The organism is Streptoverticillium reticulum (assembly GCF_047456005.1).
In the GTDB taxonomy this organism is placed as follows: domain Bacteria; phylum Actinomycetota; class Actinomycetes; order Streptomycetales; family Streptomycetaceae; genus Streptomyces; species Streptomyces reticulum.
The window spans coordinates 156,543-168,917 of the sequence record NZ_CP179755.1 but is presented as its reverse complement, the minus strand read 5'-3'; the positions used below and the strand labels follow the sequence as shown (position 1 = coordinate 168,917).

Below are 12,375 nucleotides of genomic sequence, written 5' to 3'. Positions count from 1 at the left end.
GGTGCGCCGCGGTCAGGAGGGGTAGCCGTACCGCCCGTGCAGGCGGACGAAGCGCGCATCCGTCAGCACGCGCACGGATTCCAGCCCGCCGCCGGTGCGCCGGAAGGCCACCACCCGTTCCCGCCCGCCCGGCCCGATGGGCTGCACCAGCCGTCCACCGTCGCGCAGTTGCCCGACCAGTGGCGCGGGCACCTCGGGGAACGCGGCGGAGACGAGGACGGCGTCGTACGGAGCGCACTCCGGCACCCCGCAACTGCCGTCCCCGGTGCGCACGTCCACGGTGCGGATGCCCTGCCGGTCGAGGTTGCGCCGCGCCTGCTGTGCGAGGTCGGGCCACATCTCGACGCTCACCACGTCGCCCGCCAGCCGGGCGAGCAGCGCGGTCTGGAAACCGAGCCCCGTGCCGACCTCGAGAACGTGCTCGTCCCCGCCCAGGCACAGGCCCTCGATCATCAGGGCGGACAGCGAGGGCTGCGTGGTCACCAGGCCGTGAGCGATCGGAACGGGCTCGTCGTGGTACGCGACCGCCTCCTGACCGGCGGGCACGAACGCCGCCCGGGGCGTGGTCCGTACGGCCTGCAGCAGACGCTCGTCACCGATACCGGCGTCCCGCAGGACACGCGCGAGGCCTTCGGGAGACTGATTGCCGCTCATATGCCCCATGTTCCCCGCCACGCCACCGCGGCATCATGGGCTTCCCGCCCGCAGGAGCCCGAGGGAAGGACGAGGTCCCGTGACGCCGTACAAGCCCCGACGCCTCCTCCCCGCCGCACTCGTCGCCACAGCACTGGTCACCGGCGCGTGCAGCACGCACAAGGAACCGGACGGAGGCGACACCACGTCCCCGGCGAGCAGGGCGGCGGCCCACACGGACGTGCTGTTCGTCGGCGCCCACCCGGACGACGAGTTCCAGTCCCTGGCCACCTTCGGCCAGTGGAGAGAACGCCAGGGACTGAGCACCGGCGTCGTCACCGTCACCCGCGGCGAGGGCGGCGGGAACGCCGCCGGCCCCGAGGAGGGCCCCGCACTCGGCCGGATCCGCGAACGCGAGGAACGCGCAGCCGTCGGGCACGTCGGCATCCGCAACGTCTTCTACCTCGACAAGCCGGACTTCTGGTACACGCTCTCCGCACCCCTGACCGCCAAGGCCTGGAACCGCGGCCCGCAGCAGCCGACGGACACCCTCGCCCGGCTCGTCCGGCTGATCCGGGCGACCACCCCGAAGACCGTCGTGACCATGGACCCGCGCCCCTTCAACCAGCACGGCGGCCACCAGGAGGCCGGCCGCCTGGCCGTCGAGGCCTTCCGCCTGGCCGGCGACCCGACGGCATTCCCCGAACAGATCACCAAGGAGAAGCACGCCCCCTGGAAGCCCTCCCGACTCCTCGCCCAGAGCTGGAAGTTCGACGGCCCGACGGGGAAACAGTGCGCCGCGCGGCGGGCCACGGACCCGCACACCGGGCTGCCGGTCGTCGGCGTCTGGCCCGGAGCACGCTCCCGCGACCACGGAAAGACGTGGGCACAGGTGGAGCGGGACGCCGCCCGCACCTACGTCACCCAGGGCTTCGGCGCCCTCCCGCCCACCGTCGACACCCCCGCGGACCGCCTTCCCTGCGAGTGGTTCACCGTCCTGGCCGAGGACGGCAGACCCGTCACCGCCCCGGTGCACCCCCAGTCCGGACTCCGCCCGCTGTACGCGGAGTTCCGCGACTGGGCGCAGCAGGTGCACATGCCGTGGCTGGCCGACGACGCCCAGCCCGCCTACCCGCCCGCACCCGCCACCACGGTCCCCGAGGTCGCAGAGGCCCCGGTCGTCGACGGCACGGCGGGCCCGGGCGAATACCCCGGCGAGACGCTCCACTTGACGCACTGGGACGGCAAGGAGTGCACCCCCGACGACTGCTCGGCCGACGCCCGCCTCGCCCGCCACGGCGACGACCTGTACGTCCTCGTCCATGTCACCGACGACAAGAAGGGCGCGGCCCTCGACGCCGCCGACGACTGCAAACGCCACTGGCGCACCGACTCCGTCGAGATCGACATCGACCCCCGGGGCCGCTCCGACGACACCTCGACCACCTTCAGGACGGGCATCCTCCCCTTCACCGCCCACGGCGGCGGCCCCTGCGCCGAGCGCGACGGCGACAGCCACCAGGGCCCGGCGAGCAGCACCGCACCCGGCATGACGGTCGCCTCCACGGTGACCGACCCGTACCACGGCTACACGGTCGAGGCGAAGATCCCGCTCGCCGGCCTGCCGACGCCCGTCGACCCCGCACACCTCACCGCGAACATCCTGGTCTACGACTCCGACACCCAGGACAAGACGGGCAAGTCCCGCCTCGCCTGGTCCCCCTACGGCAGCGCCCAGGCCGACCCCTACGTCTGGGGCACCCTGCGCCTCCCCGGATACACACCACCGTCCGCCCGGCCCGCACCGACCGCCGAGCTGCCCCTGGACGCGGCGCGCAGCCAGGACTCCCCGGCATCCGTCGAACAGTCCACCCGCACGGGCGTCCCGCTCGGGGGAGGGGCGCCCTGGGGTGTGTCCGGTGGATCGTCGCCCCGTCAGGGGCGCGGGGCTGTATCGACTTGCGGCTCCGCCGCGTGGGCGCGACCGGCCACGACGCGCCCCAGCCGGTGATCCGGTGCGCGATGCCCAACTGCTCGCAGGCCAGGGTCCTGTCGGCCCGTCGGCGAACGATCTGCACGTTCCCGGCCGGGATGCCGGTGCGGCGGAAGAAGCCGTGGTGGTGGAGTCACGCCCGGGGGCACCTCATGCCGTGGGCCCACCAGATGTTTGCAGTCCACCCGATGGGCATACACACTCCCTGACCACGTTGCGCTCCCGGCTCCCATGACGCCGGGACGACTTGCACCAGGAGCATACGATGCTGACCTCGACACACGTTCCGGGCGGACCGGCCTGGCTCGACCTGGGAACACCCGACACGGACGCGGCCGTCGCCTTCTACGGAGGACTCTTCGGGTGGGAGTTCCGCTCCGCCGGGCCGGACGCAGGCGGGTACGGCTTCCTCCTGAAGGACGGCAAGGCCGCCGCCGGCCTCGGCCCGCTGATGGAGGAGGGCGCGCGTCCCGCGTGGACGGTGTACTTCCGCACCGAGGACGCGGACGACACCGCCGACGCGGTACAGCGGGCCGGCGGCTCGGTCCGCTTCCCGCCGATGGACGTCATGACGGCCGGCCGCATGGCCGGATTCACCGATCCCGCAGGTGCGGAGTTCGCGGTGTGGCAGCCCGGCGACACCGACGGCCTGGAGGCGGTCAACGCCCCCGGCTCCGTCAGCTGGATCGAGCTGTACAGCACCGACGCCGCCGCGGCGACGGAGTTCTACCGCAAGGTGTTCGGCTGGGACACCCGCGACATGGGCATGGGGGAGGGCCTCGTCTACACCATCGCGGGCCCCGCGGGCGGTGGGGAGAAGCGGATGCACGGCGGCCTCATGCAGCTGCCCGAGGAGAACATGCAGCGGGGCTCGACCTCCGAGTGGCATCCCTACTTCGAGGTCGAGGACTGCGACGCCGCGCTGGCCCGGGCCGAGGAGTCGGGCGCCACCACCGTCATCCCCGCGATGGACGCCCCGGGCGTGGGCCGCCTGGCCATGGTGCTCGACCCGTTCGGGGCACCGTTCGCAGTGATCAAGAGCGCGGGGAGCTGAAGGGGCCGGCTCGGGCCGACGGACCGTTCAACGTGCCAGGCGGCGACGGCGCGGACGCCGCTCGACGATCTTCGAGTGCTCGACCTTGCCGACGAGCTCGATGCGGAGCCGGGGATCGTGACTGGCGTTCCCGGAACGGAGCTTGCACGTGGAGTAGTGGAGGGTGAGCCCGTCGGTGTCGATCAGGATGCCCGGCGAGCCGACGATGAGCAGTTTGCCGTGCTGCATGTCCGTGTCGATGCGCAGGGTCCCCGTGGTGATCGCCGCTTCGGTGAAGTCGAGGGTGACGCGGCACAGTCGCGCCCTCAGTTCGATGCGCGCGGGCACCACCCAGCGTCCGGCCCGCACCCACTTGCTGCCGTGTGGCTCGACGACGAGGACGTCCTTGGCCGTGGACGCAGTCGGCAAGTCTGCGGTCAGCGCGGCCAACTCGCCGCGCGTCCGGGCCGACAGCGCTCTCTCCAGCCGGGCGTCGAGCTCCTCGGCGGTGAGCAGACCGTCACCGCCGGCGATCCGCAGCGCGTCCACGACGCGGTCGCGATCCTCGTGCGACGCCCGTAACTCGGGCTGATCCCTCGCCATGAGGGCACGCTAGCAAAGCGAGCCCGAGGTACGACATGCCCGGGAGAGTCCGTTCCCCCGGCTGCTACCCGCCCATCTCCGCACGCACCTCCTCCGCCGTGGTGTCCCGCAGCCCACCGTCCAGGAGCAGCCAGCGCGTCACGCCGAGCGACTCCAGGAAGGGCAGGTCGTGACTGGCCACGACCAGTGCGCCCTCGTACGACTCCAGGGCCGTGGTGAGCTGACGGACGCTCGCCATGTCGAGATTGTTCGTCGGCTCGTCGAGCAGCAGGAGCTGCGGGGCGGGCTCGGCCAGCATCAGGGCCGCCAGCGCGGCGCGGAAGCGCTCCCCGCCCGAGAGGGTCCCCGCCTGCTGGTCGGCCCGTGCCCCCTTGAACAGGAAGCGGGCCAGTCGGGCCCGGACCCGGTTCCCGGTCGCTTCCGGCGCGAAGCGCGCGACGTTCTCGGCGACGGTCGACTCCTCGTCGAGCACGTCGAGTCGCTGCGGCAGGAACCGCAGCGGCACATGGACGTCGGCCGTGCCGGAGCGCGGCTCCAGCTCTCCGGCGATCGTGCGCAGCAGGGTCGTCTTGCCCGCGCCGTTCCGCCCGACGAGGGCGATCCGCTCGGGGCCGCGCAGCTCGAACCCGCCCTCGATCCGGGCCCCGTAGGGCAGTTGGAGGTCCCGGAGGGTGAGCACGGAACGGCCCGGCGGCACCGCCGTGGCCGGGAGGTCGATGCGGATCACGTCGTCGTCGCGCACGGCGTCCACCGCCTCGTCGAGCCGCTCCTTCGCCTCGGCGAGCCTGTCCTCGTGCAGGATGAGGTGCTTGCCCGCGGAGACCTGGGCCTGCCGCTTGCGCGCACCCATGACGACCTTGGGCTCGCGCTTGGTGTCCCACATCTTCTGGCCGTACCGCTTGCGGCGGGCCAGTTTGACGCGGGCGTCGGCCAGTTCGCGCTTCTGCTTGCGCAGGTCGGACTCGGCGGTACGGACCAGTTGCCCGGCCGCCTCCTGTTCCTTGGCGAGCGCCTCCTCGTACGCCGAGAAGGTGCCGCCGAACCAGGTGATGCCGCCCGCCCGCAGATCCGCGATCCGGTCGACGCGGTCGAGGAGTTCACGGTCGTGGCTGACCACGACCATGACGCCGGGCCACGCCTCGACGGCCGCGTACAGGCGGCGACGGGCGGACAGGTCGAGGTTGTTGGTGGGCTCGTCGAGCAGGAGCACATCGGGCCGGCGCAGCAGCAGCGCGGCCAGGCGCAGCAGGACCGACTCCCCGCCGGACACCTCGCCGACGGTGCGGTCCAGGCCGATGCGGCCCAGCCCCAGTCCGTCGAGCGTCGCCATGGCGCGCTCCTCGACGTCCCAGTCGTCGCCGACGGCCGCGAAGTGCTCCTCGCTCGCGTCGCCCGCCTCGATGGCGTGCAGCGCGGCGCGCGCGGCGGCGATGCCGAGGGCCTCGTCGACGCGGAGCGAGGTGTCGAGCGTGGCGTTCTGCGGGAGATAACCGGTCTCGCCGGCCACGCGCACGGTGCCGTCGACCGGGGAGAGCTCTCCGGCCATCAGCTTCAACAGGGTCGACTTTCCCGACCCGTTGAGGCCGATGAGACCGGTCCGGTGAGGACCGAAGGCCGCCTGGAGGCCGTCGAAGACGGGGGTGCCGTCCGGCCAGGCGTAGGAGAGCGACGTGCAGCTGATGAAGGCAGGGGTTGCAGACATGTGGGCCTCGCGTGGTTGCGTGAGAAGGGCGGTCGGGGCAACACGTGGAGACACCGCGGGGGATCGGGATCCCTGTCTCCGGCGGGAGGACGGCTCGATGCGTCGAGGTCGCACACGGAACGCAGGCGGCGGCAGAGCGGGGCCATGACGGCCCGGCAGCGCGGCAGCGCGGTGTCTCAGGACCTCAGACGAGCAACGTCCTTCTCCGATCGACGGCAACAGGGGCCCCATCAACGTAGGACGGCGCCATCGGCACGTCAACGGAATTCCGGCGGCACGGACCGGTACACCGGACGACGGTCCGGGAAGGGGACGATCATGAACGTCCCGGTGGTCCCGGGCGGCAGGCCGCCGCGGAAGTGGCCGCGTGGCGCGACGGCCGCACCGGATACCTCGTGATCGACGCGGCCATGCGCCGGCTGCGGCACGAGGGCTGGATGCACAACCGGGCACGCCTGCTGGCCGCATCCTTCCTCACCAAGACGCTGTACGTGGACTGGCGCATCGGTGCGCGGCACTTCCTGGACCTGCTCGTCGACGGCGACATCGCCGACAACCAGCTCAACTGGCAGTGGGTGGCCGGAACCGGCACGGACACCCGCCCCAACCGGGTCCTCAACCCCCTGGCCCAGGCACGGCGGCACGACCCGCACGGGGCATACGTACGCCGCTGGGTACCGGAACTCGCGCGTCTCGGGGGCGGACCGGCCGTCCACGAACCCTGGCGCCTGCGGGGGAGCGGGCGCGCCGCCCGCGGCTACCCGGATCCGCTCGTCGACCCGGCCGACGGGCCCGCCCGGTTCCGGCAGGCCCGCGGCCTCGGGTGAGAGGAGCCGTCAGGCTCCAGCCAGCAGCATCACGCCGACGAACAGCATCGTCGCCGCCATCAGCACGTCGATGACGCGCCAGGCCGACGGCCGGGCGAACACCCCGCTGAGCAGCCGGGCCCCGAAGCCCAGCGCACTGAACCAGCACAGGCTGGCCAGCGCCGCGCCGATGCCGAACTCCCAGCGCAGCGGCCCCTTGGTCGCGGCGACCGCACCGAGAAGCAGCACGGTGTCGAGGTAGACGTGCGGGTTGAGCCAGGTCATCGCCAGACAGCTGAGCACGGCGCGCCGCCGCGAGCGCACCGACGAGCCCTCCGTGTGCATGGCCGCGTCCGGGGAACGGTAGGCGCGGACCGCGGCGCGCAGCCCGTAGCCGAGGAGGAAGGCGGCGCCGAGCCAGCGCACGGCGGTCATGGCCGGCGGCCAGGCGGTGACCAGGGAGCCGAGACCGGCGACGCCGAGGGTGATGAGCAAGGCGTCCGACGCGGCGCAGATGGCCACCACGGGCAGGACCGCGTCGCGCCGGATGCCCTGGCGCAGCACGAAGGCGTTCTGCGCACCGATGGCGACGATCAAGGAGAGTCCGGTGCCGAAGCCTGCGGCTCCGGCGGTGAAAACGTTGTGCATGCCTCCGACGCTAAAGATCGCCCGGCCGACAGTACAGCTAAAGTTTCTTAGGTATCATTAGCAACCGTGATGACGAGCCTGCCCCACGACCTGGTCCGCACCCTGCTCGCCGTGGTGGACGAGGGCACCTTCGACGCCGCAGCCGCGGCCCTGCACATCACGCCGTCCGCCGTCAGCCAACGCGTCAAGGCACTGGAACAGCGCACCGGACGCGTCCTGCTGATGCGCACCAAACCCGTGCAGCCGACCGAGTCCGGCCGGATCGTCGTGCGCTTCGCCCGCCAGCTCGCCCGCCTGGAGAGCGACGCGCGCGCCGACCTGGGCATGGCGGAGGCCGGCGCCCCCGCCCGCCTGACGATCGCGGTCAACTCCGACTCCCTGGCCAGCTGGTTCTTCCCGGCACTGACCCGGGTCCCGCACGACCTGCGGATCTACTTCGAACTCCGCCGCGAGGACCAGGAACACACCACCGCCCTGCTGCGCGAGGGCCAGGTCATGGCCGCGGTCACCTCCTCGCCCGACCCCGTGGCCGGCTGCTCCGTCCGAGAGCTCGGCCGCATGCGCTACCTGGCCGCCGCAAGCCCGGACTTCACCGCCCAGTGGCTCGCCGACGCCCCGCTCCACCGGGTGCTTCCCGACGCCCCCGTCATCATGTTCGACCGCCGCGACGACCTCCAGGACGCCTTCGTGCGCACCATCGCACGCGGCAGGGACGCGAGCCCGCTGCGCCACTACGTGCCGACGAGCGAGGGCTACGTCGAGGCCGTGGTGGCCGGCATGGGCTGGGGCCTGGTCCCCACCATGCACGCCGAGCCCCACCTGCGCGCAGGCACACTCGTCAACCTCGCCCCGGACCGCCCGGTGGACGTCCCGCTGTACTGGCAGCAGTGGAAACTCGGCTCCCCGGCCCTCGCCGCCGCCGCGGACGCCGTCGCGGCGGCAGCGGCCGAGGCGCTCACCGCGTGAGGGCGGCCACGTTCACAACGACTCGAGCGGGACCCCCGCATACAGCTCGCGCAGCCGCCCGACAACCTCGTCCTCCTCCGGGAACGTCACCTTGCCGATCGCACTGATCGCGCGCACCCCCACCGAGGCGTTCGTGGCGAACGCCGCCCGCATCCGCGGAAGATCCCCGACAGCCACCGGAGCCGTGAGCGTCCCGGCATCGGCGGCCCGCAGCAGCTGCAGCGTGACCCCGGGCAGCACGTCGGCCTCCGGCCACACCACTCTCCCCGCCGCGTCCACGAACCCCACGTTCCAGGTGACGCCCTCCGAGACGCACCCGCCGGGCCCGACGAACAACGCGTCGTCGAAACCGGCCAGTTGGGCCTCTCTCCGCAGCCTGAACTGGCTGAACAGCCCGACATGCTTCACCGCGGCCGCGTCACGGCTGAAGGCGCACGGCTTCGCCCTCAACGGCGGCGGGGCCGTCACCCCGGCGGGCCGGAGCGTCACCATGACGTGCGGGTCCGCCTGCGCACCGAGATCCAGCATGTCCAGGTGCGGATCGAAGACGGTGACGCGCACCATGACCGGCCCCGGCCCGTGCTCACCGACCGCCTGCCGCACGTACGCGACGACACGCGCAGGGTCCAGATCCGTCCCGAACACGGCGCGGCAGTCGCGCCGCAACCGGTCGAGATGCAAGGACAGGCCCCGGACTCCTCCGTTCTCCACGCGCATCGTGGTGAAATGCCCGTAGTTGGCCAGGGCGAGGGATTGCAGGTACGCGGAGGGAGCCGGCGCTCCGTTGACTGTGACCACCCGCCGGATTCTGGCACGAACCCCCGCACCGGGCAGAAGGGACAATGAAGCCATGAACGCCACCGTCCCGGGGACGGCACCCGCCGCCGTACCGACCAGCCATCCGGTTCCCGACGCCGTCGCCTACCTGGCCGGTCACTGGTCGCTCGACCGCACCCTGATCGACCTGGACACCGGCTCCCACGGGTGGTTCCACGGCACGGCCGCGTTCCGCCCCGCCGCCGACGAGACGCATGTGCTGCACACCGAGGACGGCGAGCTGAGCTGGAACGGCACGGTCAACCGCGCCGGCCGCACGCTCAGGATGCTGCCCGGGCCGGACGGCACGGCCGCGGTGATGTTCGCCGACGGCCGCCCCTTCCACCACCTGGACCTGCGCACCGGCCACTGGACCGCCCGCCACCCCTGCGGCCGGGACCTCTACAACGGCACGTACACGGTCGTCTCCCCCGACGAGTGGCACCTGCAGTGGCGCACCACCGGCCCGGCCAAGAACCAGGAGCTGCGCTCGGTCTACCGGCGGCAGTGACGGACGGGCACCCTGGGCCGGGATGCGCCCGGCCGACGGAGGGGGCCGACGATGGGGACGCCGAAGCATCCGCACGCCCGGCGGCACGCCTGGCCGGTCACGGCACTGCGCGTGCTGCTCCTGGCCGCCGCCGTCTGCGGGCTGGTCCTCTGCGTGCCATGGGTGCAGGAGTCGTACCGGAACTCGGTGACGTACCGGCACGCGGCCCCCTGCCCGTCCGACCACCGGACCCACACGGCCGACGACTGCATCGAGCAGGCCACGGCCCGTGTCGTGGACAAGGACGTCCAGGAGTCCTGCACCACGGACAGCAACGGCGTCCGGTCCTGCACGCAGCACTACGAGCTGCGGATCGCCCTCGCCGGGCGGGACACGTGGCACGAGGTGCAGTGGCCCATGTACCGCGACACGGACCCCGGTGACCGTGCGGAGGTCCGCAGCTGGCACGGGGCGCTGATACGGATGGCGCTGCGCGGCCGCACCGAGACGTACCTCGCTCCCCCGGAGAAGTCCCTCTTCTGGAGGCTGACGGGTGCCTGGGGGATCCTGGGCGTGGCCGTCGGAGCCGCCGGGGGAGCGCGCCTGCTGTTCCGGCTCCCGTACGTGATCGGGTGGTTCCTGCTGACGCTGCCGGTCCTGGCGATCGTGTCCGACGTCCTGCTCGGGAACGCGAGCGCACTGGAGTGGACCGTGAACATTGCGCTGGCTCTTCCCGGCCTCTGTGTGCTGGCCGTCGGCTGGTGGCGCAGGCGTCGGGAGGACAGGCGCTGGTCAGCGTGATGCGGACCGGCTGCCGACGTGGCCGGGCCGCCGATTGGGGTGCACCCGCGCTTTCATGATCGAATGCGGTCGTACGTTGTTCGAATGTTCCTGGGGGGACGTTTTGTCCGAGACCGCCCGCACGCCGTTCATGGGACGCCGCAGCCTGTTGACCGGAGGCGCCGCGATGACCGTCGGCGCAGCACTGACCGCGACGTCGACCGTGCCCGCGCAGGCCGCCCCGCCGCAGGGCATCACGACGCCCGCCGCCGTCACGGTGAAACCGGACGACCCCCGGTACGCGGACCTGATACGCGGCATCAACCAGCGCTGGGTCGGCAAGCCCGAGTACGTCCGCCTGGTGACGACCACCGGCCAGGTCGTCTCGGCCGTGCAGGAGGCCGTACGGGCCGGGAAGCGCATCGCGGTGCGCAGCGGCGGCCACTGCTACGAGGACTTCGTCTTCAACAAGGACGTCCAGGTGGTCATCGACATGTCCGCGATGACCGGGGTCTGCTTCGACCGGGCCCGCGGCGCCTTCGCCGTCGAGGCCGGTGCCTCGAACCTGAACGTCTACGAGGCCCTGTACAAGCTCTGGGGCGTGGCCCTGCCCGCGGGCTCGTGCTACTCCGTCAGCGCCGGCGGCCACATATGCGGCGGCGGTTACGGGCTCCTCTCGCGCCGGCACGGCCTGACCGTCGATCACCTGTACGGCGTCGAGGTCGTCGTCGTGGACAAGGACGGCACGGCCCGCGCCGTCGTCGCCACCCGCGAGAAGAACGACCCCAACCGCGAACTGTGGTGGGCCCACACGGGCGGCGGAGGCGGCAACTTCGGCGTCATCACCCGCTACTGGCTGCGCTCGCCCGACGCGAGCGGCACCGACCCCTCCCACCTGCTGCCCCGTCCGCCGTCCGAGGTACTCCTGCACGCCTCGGCCCTGCACTGGGACGACCTCGACGAGGAGTCCTTCACCCGGTTGCTGACGAACTGGGGAACCTGGCACGAGCGCAACAGCGCCCCCGACTCCCCGTACAACTCCCTCTTCGGCCTGCTGAAGCTGACCCACCGTTCCGCCGGTCAGGTGGGCCTCATCACGCAGATGGACGCAACGGTCCCGGGGGCCCGCGCGATGCTGGACCGCTACCTGACCGAGATCCTCGACGGCGTGGGCGCCAAGGGCAGGGTCATGACCCAGCGCATGGGCGAGCACGCGGCCATGCCGCAGTTCTCCGCCCCGCGCCGGCTGCCCTGGTTCCTGGCCACCGACTCGCTCAGCGGCGCGAACCCCACGCTGCGGGGCAAGTACAAGTCCGCGTACATGCGCAAGGGCTTCACCGACGCGCAGATCAAGGCGCTGTACAAGCACCTGTCCCGTACGGACTACAGCAATCCCGACGCCCTCGTCCAGGTCGACTCCTACGGCGGCCGCATCAACGCCGTCGCCCCCGACGCGACCGCCGTCCCCCAGCGGGACTCCGTCCTCAAGCTCCAGTACATGGCCTTCTGGACCGACGCGGCCGACGACGCCCGGAACCTGGCCTGGGTCCGTGACCTCTACCGCGACGTCTACGCCGACACGGGCGGCGTACCGGTCCCCGGCGACGTCAACGACGGCTGCTACGTCAACTACCCCGACACCGACCTGGGCGACTCCGCCTGGAACACGTCGAGGACCTCGTGGGCCGAGCTCTACTACAAGGGCAACTACCCGCGCCTGCAGCGCGCCAAGGCGACGTGGGACCCGCGCGACGTCTTCCGCCACGCCCAGTCGATCCGGCTGCCGTAGCCGTCCCGGGCGGCGGCGCCGAGCGCGCCGCCGCCCCCGCGGAAGTCCCACGGATGGGCGATACGGACTGCCTGTCAGGGGCGCCGATAAGCTGGTCGATTTGTCATGGTCTGCGG

General features: G+C 72.2%; 11 protein-coding genes and 1 pseudogene. 7 read left to right on the top strand and 5 right to left on the bottom strand.

Going from position 1 to position 12,375, the window contains the following annotated elements:
- Nucleotides 1-12 precede the first annotated feature (12 nt).
- Nucleotides 13-654 (bottom strand): protein-L-isoaspartate(D-aspartate) O-methyltransferase, encoded by a 642-nt coding sequence (locus ACMATS_RS00780; protein WP_414166458.1) that lies wholly within the window; start codon nt 652-654, stop codon nt 13-15.
- Between the two features lie 79 nt (nt 655-733).
- Between ACMATS_RS00780 and ACMATS_RS00775 the strand changes: the two genes are divergently transcribed.
- Both ACMATS_RS00775 and ACMATS_RS00770 read left to right on the top strand, forming a co-directional pair.
- Entirely contained in the window at nt 734-2,644 is a 1,911-nt protein-coding gene (locus ACMATS_RS00775; protein WP_414166457.1) for a sugar-binding protein, read from the top strand.
- Nucleotides 2,645-2,891: 247 nt separating this feature from the next.
- Nucleotides 2,892-3,680: a VOC family protein gene (locus ACMATS_RS00770; protein WP_390780927.1), complete on the top strand. Its 789-nt coding sequence runs from the start codon at nt 2,892-2,894 to the stop codon at nt 3,678-3,680.
- A 27-nt stretch (nt 3,681-3,707) separates the two neighbouring features.
- Here the strand turns inward: ACMATS_RS00770 and ACMATS_RS00765 are convergent, their stop codons facing one another.
- Nucleotides 3,708-4,262, bottom strand: coding sequence for a DUF1707 SHOCT-like domain-containing protein (locus tag ACMATS_RS00765; RefSeq protein ID WP_414166456.1), 555 nt, complete (start codon nt 4,260-4,262; stop codon nt 3,708-3,710).
- Between the two features lie 64 nt (nt 4,263-4,326).
- Nucleotides 4,327-5,964 carry an ABC-F family ATP-binding cassette domain-containing protein gene (locus tag ACMATS_RS00760; protein ID WP_390780929.1) on the bottom strand — a complete coding sequence of 546 codons (1,638 nt, stop codon included), beginning with the start codon at nt 5,962-5,964 and terminating at the stop codon, nt 4,327-4,329.
- Between the two features lie 347 nt (nt 5,965-6,311).
- Here ACMATS_RS00760 and ACMATS_RS00755 point away from each other — a divergent pair.
- Nucleotides 6,312-6,791, top strand: a pseudogene (locus ACMATS_RS00755) (FAD-binding domain-containing protein); the annotation flags it as partial.
- 9 nt (nt 6,792-6,800) lie between these two features.
- On the opposite strand, the gene ACMATS_RS00750 reads toward ACMATS_RS00755, so the two are convergent.
- Nucleotides 6,801-7,418, bottom strand: a complete 618-nt coding sequence (locus tag ACMATS_RS00750) for a LysE/ArgO family amino acid transporter (protein ID WP_390780930.1) — start codon at nt 7,416-7,418, stop codon at nt 6,801-6,803.
- Between the two features lie 69 nt (nt 7,419-7,487).
- Here ACMATS_RS00750 and ACMATS_RS00745 point away from each other — a divergent pair, with 69 nt between their 5' ends.
- Nucleotides 7,488-8,384, top strand: a complete 897-nt coding sequence (locus tag ACMATS_RS00745) for a LysR family transcriptional regulator ArgP (RefSeq protein ID WP_414170626.1) — start codon at nt 7,488-7,490, stop codon at nt 8,382-8,384.
- Between the two features lie 12 nt (nt 8,385-8,396).
- Here ACMATS_RS00745 and ACMATS_RS00740 read toward each other — a convergent pair whose 3' ends face one another.
- On the bottom strand, nt 8,397-9,182 hold the full coding sequence (locus ACMATS_RS00740; RefSeq protein WP_414166455.1) for an aminotransferase class IV: 786 nt from the start codon (nt 9,180-9,182) through the stop codon (nt 8,397-8,399).
- Between the two features lie 52 nt (nt 9,183-9,234).
- Between ACMATS_RS00740 and ACMATS_RS00735 the strand changes: the two genes are divergently transcribed.
- The 3 genes from ACMATS_RS00735 to ACMATS_RS00725 all read left to right on the top strand — a co-directional run bounded on the left by ACMATS_RS00735 (nt 9,235) and on the right by ACMATS_RS00725 (nt 12,259).
- Nucleotides 9,235-9,711 carry a DUF6314 family protein gene (locus ACMATS_RS00735; RefSeq protein WP_414166454.1) on the top strand — a complete coding sequence of 159 codons (477 nt, stop codon included), beginning with the start codon at nt 9,235-9,237 and terminating at the stop codon, nt 9,709-9,711.
- Nucleotides 9,712-9,762: 51 nt separating this feature from the next.
- Nucleotides 9,763-10,491 (top strand): hypothetical protein, encoded by a 729-nt coding sequence (locus tag ACMATS_RS00730; protein WP_414166453.1) that lies wholly within the window; start codon nt 9,763-9,765, stop codon nt 10,489-10,491.
- 130 nt (nt 10,492-10,621) lie between these two features.
- Nucleotides 10,622-12,259, top strand: coding sequence for an FAD-binding oxidoreductase (locus ACMATS_RS00725; protein WP_414170625.1), 1,638 nt, complete (start codon nt 10,622-10,624; stop codon nt 12,257-12,259).
- Nucleotides 12,260-12,375: the final 116 nt, after the last annotated feature.

Coding starts and splice junctions, on each gene's coding strand:
- ACMATS_RS00780 (WP_414166458.1), bottom strand. CDS start 654: ATGAGCGGCAATCAGTCTCCCGAAGGCCTCGCGCGTGTCCTGCGGGAC.
- ACMATS_RS00770 (WP_390780927.1), top strand. CDS start 2,892: ATGCTGACCTCGACACACGTTCCGGGCGGACCGGCCTGGCTCGACCTG.
- ACMATS_RS00765 (WP_414166456.1), bottom strand. CDS start 4,262: ATGGCGAGGGATCAGCCCGAGTTACGGGCGTCGCACGAGGATCGCGAC.
- ACMATS_RS00760 (WP_390780929.1), bottom strand. CDS start 5,964: ATGTCTGCAACCCCTGCCTTCATCAGCTGCACGTCGCTCTCCTACGCC.
- ACMATS_RS00730 (WP_414166453.1), top strand. CDS start 9,763: ATGGGGACGCCGAAGCATCCGCACGCCCGGCGGCACGCCTGGCCGGTC.
- ACMATS_RS00735 (WP_414166454.1), top strand. CDS start 9,235: ATGAACGCCACCGTCCCGGGGACGGCACCCGCCGCCGTACCGACCAGC.
- ACMATS_RS00750 (WP_390780930.1), bottom strand. CDS start 7,418: ATGCACAACGTTTTCACCGCCGGAGCCGCAGGCTTCGGCACCGGACTC.
- ACMATS_RS00725 (WP_414170625.1), top strand. CDS start 10,622: ATGGGACGCCGCAGCCTGTTGACCGGAGGCGCCGCGATGACCGTCGGC.
- ACMATS_RS00745 (WP_414170626.1), top strand. CDS start 7,488: ATGACGAGCCTGCCCCACGACCTGGTCCGCACCCTGCTCGCCGTGGTG.